The 11,892-nt window shown below is 67.4% G+C and carries 12 protein-coding genes and 1 riboswitch; of the genes, 8 read left to right on the forward strand and 4 right to left on the reverse strand.

The features are described 5' to 3' along the window. Positions 1–6: 6 nt before the first annotated feature. Genes ACZK13_RS15910 through ACZK13_RS15920 form a run of 3 tightly spaced genes read left to right on the forward strand, consistent with a single transcriptional unit; the run spans position 7 to position 1,798 of the window. Complete coding sequence (locus tag ACZK13_RS15910; RefSeq protein WP_032127796.1) at positions 7–639, forward strand: YceI family protein; 633 nt, start codon at positions 7–9, stop codon at positions 637–639. A gap of 10 nt (positions 640–649) precedes the next feature. Then, on the forward strand, positions 650–1,222 hold the full coding sequence (locus tag ACZK13_RS15915) for a cytochrome b (protein ID WP_005410672.1): 573 nt from the start codon (positions 650–652) through the stop codon (positions 1,220–1,222). A gap of 3 nt (positions 1,223–1,225) precedes the next feature. Beyond that, the gene (locus ACZK13_RS15920; RefSeq protein WP_010482754.1) at positions 1,226–1,798 is read left to right on the forward strand and encodes a YceI family protein; all 573 of its coding nucleotides are present in this window, start codon (positions 1,226–1,228) and stop codon (positions 1,796–1,798) included. A 99-nt stretch (positions 1,799–1,897) separates the two neighbouring features. Here the strand turns inward: ACZK13_RS15920 and ACZK13_RS15925 are convergent, their stop codons facing one another. Further along, on the reverse strand, positions 1,898–2,128 hold the full coding sequence (locus ACZK13_RS15925; protein WP_149909241.1) for a glutaredoxin family protein: 231 nt from the start codon (positions 2,126–2,128) through the stop codon (positions 1,898–1,900). A 100-nt stretch (positions 2,129–2,228) separates the two neighbouring features. Here ACZK13_RS15925 and ACZK13_RS15930 point away from each other — a divergent pair, with 100 nt between their 5' ends. Beyond that, positions 2,229–3,611, forward strand: coding sequence for an L-serine ammonia-lyase (locus ACZK13_RS15930; protein ID WP_024956918.1), 1,383 nt, complete (start codon positions 2,229–2,231; stop codon positions 3,609–3,611). Between the two features lie 122 nt (positions 3,612–3,733). After that, entirely contained in the window at positions 3,734–4,729 is a 996-nt protein-coding gene (locus ACZK13_RS15935; protein ID WP_253145964.1) for an alpha/beta fold hydrolase, read from the forward strand. A 48-nt stretch (positions 4,730–4,777) separates the two neighbouring features. Here ACZK13_RS15935 and ACZK13_RS15940 read toward each other — a convergent pair whose 3' ends face one another. The 3 genes from ACZK13_RS15940 to metX are packed head-to-tail and all read right to left on the reverse strand — an operon-like array spanning position 4,778 to position 8,105. Beyond that, a complete protein-coding gene (locus ACZK13_RS15940; protein WP_049420952.1) occupies positions 4,778–5,845 on the reverse strand; it encodes a homoserine dehydrogenase family protein in 1,068 nt (355 codons plus the stop codon). After that, positions 5,842–7,077, reverse strand: a complete 1,236-nt coding sequence (locus tag ACZK13_RS15945) for an O-succinylhomoserine (thiol)-lyase (RefSeq protein ID WP_049401406.1) — start codon at positions 7,075–7,077, stop codon at positions 5,842–5,844. Before ACZK13_RS15945 ends, ACZK13_RS15940 begins: the two co-directional genes overlap by 4 nt. Next, complete coding sequence (gene metX / locus ACZK13_RS15950) at positions 7,074–8,105, reverse strand: homoserine O-succinyltransferase MetX (protein WP_049401407.1); 1,032 nt, start codon at positions 8,103–8,105, stop codon at positions 7,074–7,076. The genes ACZK13_RS15945 and metX overlap by 4 nt, the downstream gene beginning before the upstream one ends. A 77-nt stretch (positions 8,106–8,182) precedes the next feature. Further along, a riboswitch (SAM riboswitch) is annotated at positions 8,183–8,301 on the reverse strand. Positions 8,302–8,450: 149 nt separating this feature from the next. Here metX and ACZK13_RS15955 point away from each other — a divergent pair. The 3 genes from ACZK13_RS15955 (at position 8,451) to trhA (ending at position 11,859) form a co-directional block, all read left to right on the forward strand. Further along, positions 8,451–9,335 carry a M23 family metallopeptidase gene (locus ACZK13_RS15955; protein WP_253145962.1) on the forward strand — a complete coding sequence of 295 codons (885 nt, stop codon included), beginning with the start codon at positions 8,451–8,453 and terminating at the stop codon, positions 9,333–9,335. Positions 9,336–9,401: 66 nt separating this feature from the next. After that, positions 9,402–11,006, forward strand: coding sequence for a peptide chain release factor 3 (locus tag ACZK13_RS15960; RefSeq protein WP_014038155.1), 1,605 nt, complete (start codon positions 9,402–9,404; stop codon positions 11,004–11,006). Positions 11,007–11,220: 214 nt separating this feature from the next. After that, positions 11,221–11,859, forward strand: coding sequence for a PAQR family membrane homeostasis protein TrhA (trhA, locus tag ACZK13_RS15965; RefSeq protein ID WP_005410682.1), 639 nt, complete (start codon positions 11,221–11,223; stop codon positions 11,857–11,859). The last annotated feature ends 33 nt before the right edge of the window (positions 11,860–11,892 follow it).

Consider the following 11,892-nt stretch of genomic DNA (forward strand, 5'->3'; position numbering starts at 1 on the left):
CCATCGATGCGTCCCTGCCTGGCCCTGCTGCCGATGCTGCTCGCCACCGCCCCCGCCTGGGCGGATGCAGATACCTATCGCCTCGATCCGGTGCATACGCGTGTGCTGTTCACCATCGACCACGCGGGTTACTCGCAGGCGATGGGGACGGTCTCCGGCAGTGAGGGCCGCCTGCAGTTCGATCCCGACAACTGGCGCGAGGCCACACTGGATGTCGAGGTCCCCGTGTCGCGATTGGACCTAGGTGATGCCAAATGGAACCAGGCCACGCTGGCCCGCAGCCTTCTGGATGGCGAGCGTTTCCCGAAGGCACATTTCGTCTCCAGCCGGGTCGAACCGATCGATGCCAAGCGTGCGCACGTGATCGGTACCCTGACCCTGCGCGGCGTCAGCCAGGAAGTCACCCTGGACGTGACCCTCAACGCCATCAAGCGCTACCCCCTTCCCCCGTTCCGACGCACCGCCGGTTTTTCCGCCAGCACCACGCTGAGCCGGCGCGCGTTCGGCATCACCGCCTGGCCGGGCGTCATCGGTGATGCAGTACAGCTGAGGATCGAGGCTGAAGCCACCCTCGACCGCAGCGACGCCCCGGGAACTCCCGCTCCCGTTCCGCACTCCGACCCCAAGACGGCCCGCTAGAGGACCTTTCATGACCGCCAAGAACACCCCCGCCGCCTGGGGGAGTGTCAGCCAGATCCTGCATTGGTTGATCGCACTGCTGATCCTCGCCCTGGGCGTGGTCGGCCTGACCATGGGCGAACTGCCCAAGACGCCCAAGTACTTCTGGGTCTACACCGCACACAAGTCGATCGGCATCACCGTACTGGCGCTGGTGCTGTTCCGCCTCGGCTGGCGCCTGTACGCCGGCGCCCCCAAGCCGGTGCCGGGCGTGCCCAGCTGGCAGGAGCGCATCGCAAGCGCCACCCACGTGCTGTTGTATGTGCTGATGTTCGCCATCCCACTGTCGGGCTGGCTGTACGACTCGGCCAGTGGCCTGCGCCCGTTCCGCTGGTTCGGCCTGGTTGATGTGCCCAAGCTGAGTGGCCCGGATCCGCAGGTCGTCGCGGTGTCCCACGCCATCCACGAATACGGCTTCTGGCTGTTGATCGCGGTGGTGCTGGCCCATGCCGGCGCTGCCTTCTACCACCACCTGTTCCAGCGCGATGCAACGCTGTCCCGCATGTTGCCGCGCGGCTGGCTCGCCTCCCCTCAGAAGGACTGACCGATGAACCTGAAACTGACCACTCCGGCCGCCGTGGCCGCCGCCCTGGCCGGCATGCTGGCCACCGCCCCGGCGCTCGCTGCGGACTACGCGCAGGCCCCCGGCGCCGGCTCGATCCTGGTGTTCGCCACCAAGTACGACGGCGAAGTGTTCACCGGCAGCTTCCCGGGCTTTGCCACCAAGCTCAGCTTCGACCCGGCCAACCCGGCCGCCGGTTCGCTGGACGTGGTGATTCCGCTGGCCGGTGCCAAGAGCGGCAACAGCGACCGCGACTCGACCCTGCAGACCGCCGACTTCTTCAACGTCGGCAAGTTCGCCACTGCGCGTTACACCGCCAAGGGCTTCCGTGCGGTGGGCAACGACCAGTTCGCCGCCGACGGCACGCTGGAGCTGCGCGGCGTCAGCAAGCCGGTCACCCTTACCTTCACCTGGAAGCCGGGCACCCAGCCGGTGTTGACCGGCAAGGCCACCGTCAAGCGCCTGGACTTCGGCGTCGGCAGCGGTGACTGGGCCGACACCAAGACCATCCCGGATGAAACCGCGATCAGCACGATCGTGAAGTTCGACGCGAAATGATCAACGGGCCGGGGCACCGCCCCGGCCATCATCTCCGGTGGTGCCGGCCGCTGGCCGGCAACCTCACCGATGCGGGCAGGTGCCGGCCAGCGGCCGGCACTACCGATCGACGGCCAGCCACGCCCGAACCGCAGCCGCGTCGAACGGCCAGTCCAGCTCACGGTCGCCGCGCTCGTCGCGCAGCACCGGCACCCGCGCGCCGTAGCGCGATTCCAGCGCTGGCTGGTCATCCAGGAACACCGATTCGAATTCCGGCGCCCGGGCCTTGGCCAGCTCGGCCAGCGCCATGTCGCACAGGTGGCAGTCGTCACGCTGGAACAGAGTCAACACCGGCAGGGTCCCCTTGGTGGAAATGCTGCGCCGCAGCCATTGAAGTGCGGCGTGAACCGCTAGAATAGCGGTCTCTTCCGGTACCCGCAGTACGGCAACCATGGCTGTCAGCACGTTCGACGTTTTCAAGATCGGCATTGGCCCGAGCTCCTCGCACACCGTCGGGCCGATGAAGGCCGCCGAGCGATTCATCCACCGCTGGCTGCTCGACCCGGGCCGCCTGCACGAGGTCGCGCGCATCCGCGCCGATGTCTATGGCTCGCTGGCGCTGACCGGCCGCGGCCATGGTACCGACAAGGCGATCCTGCTCGGCCTGGAAGGGCAGCGGCCGAACCTGATCGACCCGGACATCATTCCGGCGACGCTGGAGCGCATCCGCAGCAGCAAGCGCATCCAGCTGATGGGCCAGCACGAGATCGCCTTCGACGAAAAGCGCGACCTCGGCATGAACAAGCGCCAGAAGCTGCCGTACCACACCAACGGCATGCGCTTCACCGCGTACAACGCCGAGGACGAAGTAATTGCCACCCGCGATTACTACTCGGTCGGTGGCGGCTTCGTGGTCAACCAGGACGACGCGGCCGATGACCGCATCGTGCCCGACGAGACCCCGCTGCCCTACCCGTTCAAGAGCGGCGACGAGCTGCTGGCGCAGACCGCACGCAGCGGCCTGAGCATTGCCCAGTTGATGTTCGAGAACGAGAAGTGCTGGCGCAGCGAAGACGAGATCCGCGCCAACCTGCGCGAGATCTGGAGCGCGATGCAGTCGTGCGTCGCGCGTGGCATCCGCGAGGAAGGCGTGCTGCCGGGTGGCCTGAAGGTCGGCCGTCGTGCACCGGCGCTGTACCGCGAGCTGTCGTCGAAGCCGGAAGCGGCGATGCGCGATCCGCTGACCACGCTGGACTGGGTCAACCTGTACGCACTGGCGGTGAACGAAGAAAACGCCGCCGGTGGTCGCGTGGTGACCGCGCCGACCAACGGTGCAGCCGGCGTGCTGCCGGCGGTGCTGCACTACTTCGACCGTTTCTGCCCCGGCGCCAACGAGCAGCGTGTGTTCGACTTCCTGCTGACCTCGGCGGCGATCGGCATCCTGTACAAGGAAAACGCTTCGATTTCCGGTGCCGAAGTGGGCTGCCAGGGCGAAGTGGGCGTGGCCTGCTCGATGGCGGCCGGCGGCTTGGTCGCGGCGCTGGGCGGCAACCCGAGCCAGATCGAGAATGCTGCGGAAATCGGCATGGAACACAACCTGGGCCTGACCTGCGACCCGATCGGCGGCCTGGTGCAGATCCCGTGCATCGAGCGCAATGCGATGGGTGCGGTGAAGGCGATCAATGCCTCGCGCATGGCGATGCGCGGCGACGGCAAGCACAAGGTGTCGCTGGACAAGGTGATCAAGACCATGCGCGATACCGGCCGCGACATGCAGGACAAATACAAGGAAACCAGCCGCGGTGGCCTGGCGGTGAACGTCATCGAGTGCTGATGGCCGCAGCCAGGCATGGCCTGGCTCTACCCTGCAGCCGGGCATGAGCCCGGCTCAACATCGGACGACACCGTCACCGCGTTCCGGTTAGGCTCGGGGCTCCCCTACCCCGGATTGGCCCCATGCGCGTGATCGCTGCTGCCCTGCTTGCCTGCCTGCCGCTGTCCGCGCTTGCCGCGCCGACCTATGGTCCGCGGCTGGAAGGTTTCGACTACGGCTATCCGGTGAAGACTTTCGGGCTGGAATCGCAGCGGCAGCCACTGGAAATGGCCTATCTGGATGTCCTGCCCAAGCGCCGCGCCATCGGTGCGGTGGTACTGCTGCACGGCAAGAATTTCTGCGCAGCCACCTGGCAGCAGACCATCGCACCGCTGCTGAACGCCGGTTACCGGGTGATCGCCCCGGACCAGGTGGGCTTCTGCAAATCCAGCAAGCCCGAACGCTACCAGTATTCGTTCGCGCAGCTGGCCGCCAACACCCATGCCCTGCTGCAACAGCTGCAGCTGGGTGATGTACCGGTGCACCTGGTCGGTCATTCGATGGGCGGCATGCTGGCGGTGCGCTACGCGCTGATGTTCCCGCAGGACCTGCGCAGCCTGTCACTGGTCAATCCAATCGGGCTGGAAGACTGGAAGGCGCTGGGTGTTCCCTGGCGCAGCGTGGACACGTGGTACGCCGGCGAAATGAACATCAGCTATGACAGCATCCGCCGCTACCAGCTGGACGTGTACTACGACGGCAAATGGAAGCCGGCGTATGAACCGTGGGCGCGGATGCAGTCGGGCATGTATGAAGGCCCGGGCAAGCAGGTCGTTGCGTGGAGCCAGGCACTGGCATCGGACATGGTGTTCAACCAGCCGGTGGTCTACGAACTGAAGAATCTGCAGGTGCCGACCACGTTGTTCATCGGCCAGAAGGACCGCACCGCGATCGGCCGTGACCTGGCGCCGCCTGCGGTGAAGGCGACGCTGGGCAATTATCCGGTGCTGGGCAGAGCAGCGGCCGCGGCCATTCCGGGCGCGACGCTGGTCGAGTTCGCCGAACTGGGCCATTCGCCGCAGGTGCAGGACCCGAAGCAGTTCAATGCGGCATTGTTGAAGGCGTTGAGGTCGCGTTGAGATTGCGGGCCCGCCGGGCATGGCCCGGCGAGCGCAGCAGCACGGACATCAACCCACGATCCGCAGCACGTCATCCAGCAACGCGGCCGCAGTGACTTCCGCACCCGCGCCCGGCCCCTGGATCAGCAACGGCTGGCGGTGATAGCGATCGCTGTGGATGGCCACGCGGTTGTCGGTGCCCGCGCCCTGCGCCAAGGGGTGATCGGCCGGCAACTCGCGCAGGCCTACCTGCGCACCCTCGCCATCAACGCGGCCGACGAAACGCAGCACACGACCATTGTCGCGCGCCTGCTGCCAACGCGCCTGCAGCGGCGCATCCAGTTGCTCCAGTGCGGCCACCGCATCCTCCAGCGGCAGCGCTGCCAGCGCTTCAGGCACCAGTGAATCCACCTGCACCTGCGAAGCATCCAGCGCCAGCCCGCTGCTGCGCGCCAGGATCAGCAGCTTGCGGCGCACGTCCTCGCCGGACAGATCCAGACGCGGGTCCGGTTCGGTATAACCGGCCGCCAGCGCCTCGCGCACCGCCGCCGAGAACGGCGATTGGCCGTCATAGCGATGGAACAGCCACGCCAGCGAGCCGGACAGCACGCCCTCGATGGCGTGGATGTGGTCGCCACCGGCTACCAGCGCGCGCAGGCTGCTCAGCAACGGCAGGCCGGCACCGACGGTGGCGCTGTCGCCATAGCGTGCGCCACTGTCTGCGCAGCTCTCGGCGATGGCCGTGGCACGTGCCAGCTGCGCACCGCGGCCCAGCTTGTTGGCGGTGACCACGTGCACCCCACGCGCCAGCCACTGCACGTGACGTGCGGCCACATCTTCGCTGGCAGTGGCATCGACCACCACGTCACCCCGTTCCAGCCCTTCGGCGCTCGCCCATGGCGGTGAGCTGAGACCGTCACGCGGTGCGCGTCGTGCCAGCTCCAGCGGCAACGCCAGATCACGGTCGATCGCCAGTGCGGTGCGCGAATTGGCCAGCCACTGCACGCTGGGCAGTTCCAACCCGCGTGCCTGCAACGCCTGGTAGCGCTGCACGAAGGCAGAGCCCACCGTGCCGGTGCCGAGCAGCGCCAGGCGTCCCACGCCCAGCGCAGGAATGTCAGCGGCGAGCGCGCTCATGCATCCACCACCTGTTTGCGGCGCGCAGCCGCATCGATCACGGCTTCGGCGCGCTGCAGCGCTGCGCCGAGATCAGCCAGCAGGTCACGCTCGGCCTCGATGCCGACCGACAGGCGCAGCAGGCCTTCGCTGATGCCGGCGGCCGCGCGCGCTTCAGCGGTCATCGCCGCATGGGTCATGGTGGCCGGGTGCGCGATCAGGCTTTCGACGCCACCCAGCGATTCGGCCAGGGTGAAGCAGCGCAGGCCATCGACGAAGGCACGCACTGCGGCATGCGGATCATCGCCTTCGCAGTCGGCCAGTTCGAACGACAGCATCGCGCCGAAGCCGCTTTGCTGGCGCGCGGCGATGGCGTGGCCCGGGTGATCGGCCAGGCCCGGGTAGTACACCGTGCCGACCGCCGGATGCTGATCCAGCAATGCGACGATCGACGCGGTGTTTTCCTGGTGCACGCGCAGGCGCGCATCCAGCGTGCGCAGGCCGCGCAGGGTCAGGAACGCATCGAACGGCGAGCCGGTCAGGCCCAGCGCGTTGCCCCACCACACCAGCTGCTCGTGCAGCGCCGGATCGCGCGCGACCACCGCCCCACCGACCACATCGCTATGGCCATTGATGTACTTGGTGGTGGAATGCAGCACAAGGTCCGCGCCGAACGACAGCGGCTGCTGCAGTGCCGGCGACAGGAAGGTGTTGTCGACTACCACCAGTGCACCGGCCTTGTGCGCGGCCTCGATGACGAAGCGCAGGTCGGTGATGCGCAGCAGCGGGTTGGACGGGGTTTCCACCAGCACCAGCTTCGGCTGCGTGGCCAGCGCCTGCGCCAGTGCGCGCGGATCGGTCAGGTCGGCGGTGACCAGTTCGAAGTGGCCCTTTTTCGCCAGCGCATTGAACAGGCGCCAGCTGCCGCCGTATGCATCGTGCGGCACCACCAGGGTGTCGCCCGGCTGCAGCAATGCGTTCAACACCAGGTTGATCGCACCCATGCCGGTGGCGGTGATGACGCCGCCGGCGCCGCCCTCCAGTTCCGCCAGCGCCTCGCCGAGCAGGTCACGGGTCGGGTTGCCACTGCGCGTGTAGTCGTACTGGCGCTTGTTGCCGAAGCCTTCAAAACTGAAGTTCGACGAAAGCACGATCGGCGGCGTGACCGCACCATGCGCGGTGTCCCGATCGATGCCGGCACGGACGGCGGCAGTGGTGCGACTACAGGACGGCTCGTTTGCGTGCAGGCTCATGCGGACTCTCCAGAAGTGCGGAAGGCGGTGGCGAGGATCGCGTCGATGCGATCGGTTTCTTTGAGGAAGGCGTCGTGGCCGTAGGGCGAGCGCAGCACGCGCAGACTGCCGCGCGGGCCCAGCCCTTCGACCAGACCGACCAGGTCGGCCAGCGGCACCAGGCGGTCACCCTCCACCGCGACAACTACGGTGGGCGGCAGGATCGCGGTGGGGTCGACGCGGTGCAGGTCGATCGATTCGGACAGGCGCAGGTAAGCAGTCACCGGCGTGCGCGCGACGTACTGCGCACCGGCCGCATCGAGATAGTCTTCGGCGGCCACGCGCACGCGGCCATTGATCACTTCCGGCGCGGCATCGAAGCGCTCGCCGAACTCTTCCGGGGTGCGGTAGCTGAGCATGGCGAACTGCCGGGCCAACGCCAGACCGTGGTCTTCGCCGCACTGCAGCTGGCCCAACGCGACCGCGCGGCGCTGCAATGCGCGCCAGGCGGCGGCATACGGATGCGGGCGATGCGCGCCACTGGCCAGCACCAGCTGGCGCACGCGTGCACGGTGGCGGATCGCGAACTGCTGGCCGACCAGCGCCCCGTAGGAGTAGCCCACGAACGCCTTCAGCGTGCGGATGCCGAGATGGTCCAGCAGCAGCGCCAGTGCATCGGCCTGGTCGGCGGTATCGATCGGCACATCCAGTGCACCATCGGCGCCGATGAAGTCGAAGGCCAGTACACGCAGCTGCTGCGGATCCAGCGCGCGCCCGCTGCCGACCAGGTCTTCGGCCCAGCCCTTCTCGCTGAACTGTGCATTGGACGCCACGTGGCGATGGGCGGAAATGCCACCGGCCAGCACCACCACCGGCGCATTGGCCGGGCCGACCCACTCATAGCGCAGGCGCACCGGGCTGGGGCCGGCGTGACGCATCGACAGCACCGCGGCGAACTCACCGCGCTCGGCATGCACGCGGTCTTCGACCGGCACGCTGACGGGGACAAAGGGTTCGGGGCGAAGCGCGGTACTGGCGGCGAAGCTCATGGCGGGATCCGGTTGGGGAATCGGCCATCGAGCCTTCGCGGGGCCCGCGTTCGAGATGCACGTGGGGTGCATGGTTCGAACCATCTTTCGGTGGACGCCACGGTCCCCGCAGGATTTGGCACCTACGCGGACGCTTTCGCATCCGCGGGCTGCCCCGGCTTCAAAGGGCCTGTCCCTCTGCCGGTCTCGATGGTGGAGCCACGATGCCAGCCCTTTCCGGCACTGTCAATCCCTTCATGCGGATAAAGCGATGAATATTTTCAACGCGACTATGCGAAGGCGGTCGCGGTCGTCCTGTTCAGGATCGGCTACAGTCCCGGCGGTCCCTACCCTCTGGAACCACTGATGCTGCGCCTGCCCCTGACCTGCCTGCTGATGTCCCTGCTGGCGAGCACGACGGCCAGCGCCGGTGACTGGCGCCAGGGCTGGGGACTGGTTTCCCCCGCCACCCCAACCACCCACGCTGGCAGTGCCGAGGGCGCCGCCCCCATGGCCCGGCTGCGCCTGCAGCCGGTCGGCACGCAATGGCAGGCCCGGATCGACAATGGGCTGGCAGGACCGCTGCAGATCGAACTGCGCGCTGCACCCGGACGCCCGGTCGAAGGGCTGCCGCTGCAATCGCTGATCCAGGGCGACAGCAGCCTGGTGATCGGCCACCTGCCCGCCCCGCTCGATGGCCGCACGCTGGATCTGCGCCTGCAGTCGGTGCCGGGCAACCCGGCCGCACAGGCCGAAGATGTCGCCTATCGCCTGCCGTTCGATGCGGCCCGTCCGCGCGTGGACCAGGCGCCGCAGGGCCGGTTCAGCCACGATGACGAGGAGAACCGCGACGCGGTGGACTTCGCACTGCCGGAGGGCACGCTGGTGCTGGCCGCGCGCGAGGGCACGGTGATGCAGATCCAGGATGGCTTCCGTGGCAACGGCCAGGACCGCGAGCGCGATGGCGGCCGTGCCAACTTCATCCGCGTGCTGCACAGCGACGGCAGCATGGCGCTGTACGGCCACCTGCAGGCCGGCGGCATGCGCGTGCGTCGCGGCCAGGCGGTGGGGGCCGGGCAGCCGCTCGGCCTGTCCGGCAACAGCGGCTTCAGCAGCGCGCCGCACCTGCACTTCGTGGTGCAGGTCAACCGCGGCATGGGCCTGCGCTCGGTGCCGGCACGCATCTTCGCCGAGCAGGGCCAGCTGCAGTTCGCCCGCCAGGGCGAGGCCGAGGGCGGCATCGGGCGCTGAACGGCCCCGGCCGGTATAATCGGGCGCTTATCTCTTTGAAAAGCGCCCCGGGCGGGCGCCACTGCCATGTCCGAAGTCGCCAACGAAGCGTCGCGTCGCCGCACCTTCGCCATCATCTCCCACCCTGACGCCGGCAAGACCACGCTGACCGAAAAGCTGCTGCTGTTCGGAGGCGCGATCCAGATGGCCGGTTCGGTCAAGGGCCGTAAGGCCGCCCGCCACGCCACCTCCGACTGGATGGCGCTGGAAAAGGAGCGCGGCATCTCCGTCACCTCCTCGGTGATGCAGTTCCCGTACGAAGGCAAGATCGTCAACCTGCTCGACACCCCCGGCCACGCCGACTTCGGCGAGGACACCTACCGCGTTCTGACCGCGGTGGACTCGGCGCTGATGGTGATCGACGTGGCCAAGGGCGTGGAAGAGCGCACCATCAAGCTGATGGAAGTCTGCCGCCTGCGCGACACCCCGATCATGACCTTCATCAACAAGCTCGACCGCGAGGGCAAGGACCCGATCGAGCTGCTGGATGAAGTGGAAACCGTGCTGGGCATCCAGTGCGCACCGGTGACCTGGCCGATCGGCATGGGCCAGCGCCTGAAGGGCGTGGTCCACCTGCTGACCGGCGAAGTGCACCTGTACGAACCGGGCCGCAACTTCACCCGCCAGGACTCGACCATCTTCCCGTCCATCGATGCGCCCGGCCTGGCCGAGAAGATCGGTGCACAGATGCTGGCCGACCTGCGCGACGAACTGGAACTGGTGCAGGGCGCCAGCCATCCGTTCGACCTGGACGCCTACCGCGCGGGCAAGCAGACCCCGGTGTTCTTCGGCTCCGGCGTGAACAACTTCGGTGTGCAGCCGCTGCTGGACTTCTTCGTCGAACATGCCCCGTCGCCGCAGGCGCGTTCCACCACCGGCCGCGAGATCGCCCCGGAAGAGAACAAGCTGACCGGCTTCGTGTTCAAGATCCAGGCCAACATGGACCCGCAGCACCGTGACCGCGTGGCGTTCATGCGGGTCTGCTCGGGCCGCTTCAGCGCCGGCATGAAGACCTTCCACGTGCGCACCGGCAAGGAAATGAAGCTGGCCAACGCGCTGACCTTCATGGCCAGCGACCGCGAGATCGCCGCCGAGGCGTGGCCGGGCGATGTGATCGGCATCCACAACCACGGCACCATTTCCATCGGCGATACCTTCACCGAAGGCGAAGCAGTCACCTTCACCGGAATCCCCAACTTCGCCCCGGAACTGTTCCGCCGCGCACGCCTGCGCGATCCGCTCAAGCTCAAGCAGCTGCAGAAGGGCCTGGCCCAGCTGTCCGAAGAAGGTGCGACCCAGTTCTTCCGCCCGCTGACCAGCAACGACCTGATCCTGGGTGCGGTCGGCGTGCTGCAGTTCGACGTGGCCGCCTACCGCCTGAAGGACGAGTACGGCGTGGAAGCCACCTTCGAGCCGGTCAGCGTGACCACTGCGCGTTGGGTCCACTGCAGCAACGAGAAGAAGCTGGAAGAGTTCCGCGAGAAGAATGCGCTGAACCTGGCGCTGGATGCAGCCGGCCACCTGGTCTACCTGGCACCGACCCGGGTCAACCTGCAGCTGGCGCAGGAACGCTCGCCGGACGTGCGCTTCTCGGCCACCCGCGAAGCGGCGCATACGGTTTCGGTGGGCTGATGCCAGCGGGCCGGATCCCTTTCCGCAAGGAAAGGGCTCTGCCCCCGGCCGTCGCGGGTGGTTCATCCACGCATGGCGTGGATCTACCGCTCACGGATTCATCGGCGCAACGCAGGGATTCACCCACCATACGGTGACGGGCGTGCACACGGCGGCCATCGCGGCGATGATAGGGGGACGCGGGTCCCCCTCCCCGTGAACGATGCCCATGCCCATGTCCACGACGTCCATTGCTTCGATCCGTGAAGAAATCGCCAGCGCCCTGACCCATGGCCTGGGCGCGGTGTTCGCCCTGGCAGCCAGCGCGGTGCTGATCACCCTGGCTGCGATCTACGGCGACGGCTGGCAGCTGGCCAGCGCGATCGTATTCGGTATCGCGCTGTTGCTGCTGTACACCGCCTCCACCCTGTATCACGCCATCCAGCATCCGGTCGCCAAGGGCCGCTTGAAGGTGTTCGACCACTGCGCGATCTACGTGCTGATCGCGGGCACCTATACCCCGTTCACCCTGATCGGCCTGCGTGGCCCGTGGGGCTGGGGCCTGTTCACCGCGATCTGGGCGCTGGCGCTGGGCGGCGTGGTGTTCAAGCTGTTCTACACCGGCCGCTTCAAGGTGCTCTCAACAGTGATCTACATCGCCATGGGCTGGCTGGTGGTCGTGGCGATCAAGCCGATGTGGGCTTCGATCGACGGCGGCACCCTCACCTGGCTGTTCGCCGGTGGCCTGTCGTACACGCTGGGGACCTACTTCTACCACCGTGAATCGATCCCGTATTCGCATGCGATCTGGCACCTGTTCGTGATCGGTGGCAGCGTCTGCCACTTCGTCGCAGTCACCATGCAGGTGCTGTAAACCAGCGTTCGAACGCGGCGTGTGCACACCACG

Source organism: Stenotrophomonas sp. 99219_Sma (genome assembly GCF_056480785.1).

What these genes read in the sequence shown, in the direction of transcription:
- ACZK13_RS15915 (WP_005410672.1), top strand. Translation starts at nt 650, where the DNA reads ATGACCGCCAAGAACACCCCCGCCGCCTGGGGGAGTGTCAGCCAGATC.
- ACZK13_RS15960 (WP_014038155.1), top strand. Translation starts at nt 9,402, where the DNA reads ATGTCCGAAGTCGCCAACGAAGCGTCGCGTCGCCGCACCTTCGCCATC.
- ACZK13_RS15955 (WP_253145962.1), top strand. Translation starts at nt 8,451, where the DNA reads ATGCTGCGCCTGCCCCTGACCTGCCTGCTGATGTCCCTGCTGGCGAGC.
- ACZK13_RS15920 (WP_010482754.1), top strand. Translation starts at nt 1,226, where the DNA reads ATGAACCTGAAACTGACCACTCCGGCCGCCGTGGCCGCCGCCCTGGCC.
- trhA (WP_005410682.1), top strand. Translation starts at nt 11,221, where the DNA reads ATGTCCACGACGTCCATTGCTTCGATCCGTGAAGAAATCGCCAGCGCC.
- ACZK13_RS15930 (WP_024956918.1), top strand. Translation starts at nt 2,229, where the DNA reads ATGGCTGTCAGCACGTTCGACGTTTTCAAGATCGGCATTGGCCCGAGC.
- ACZK13_RS15940 (WP_049420952.1), bottom strand. Translation starts at nt 5,845, where the DNA reads ATGAGCGCGCTCGCCGCTGACATTCCTGCGCTGGGCGTGGGACGCCTG.
- metX (WP_049401407.1), bottom strand. Translation starts at nt 8,105, where the DNA reads ATGAGCTTCGCCGCCAGTACCGCGCTTCGCCCCGAACCCTTTGTCCCC.
- ACZK13_RS15935 (WP_253145964.1), top strand. Translation starts at nt 3,734, where the DNA reads ATGCGCGTGATCGCTGCTGCCCTGCTTGCCTGCCTGCCGCTGTCCGCG.
- ACZK13_RS15945 (WP_049401406.1), bottom strand. Translation starts at nt 7,077, where the DNA reads ATGAGCCTGCACGCAAACGAGCCGTCCTGTAGTCGCACCACTGCCGCC.
- ACZK13_RS15910 (WP_032127796.1), top strand. Translation starts at nt 7, where the DNA reads ATGCGTCCCTGCCTGGCCCTGCTGCCGATGCTGCTCGCCACCGCCCCC.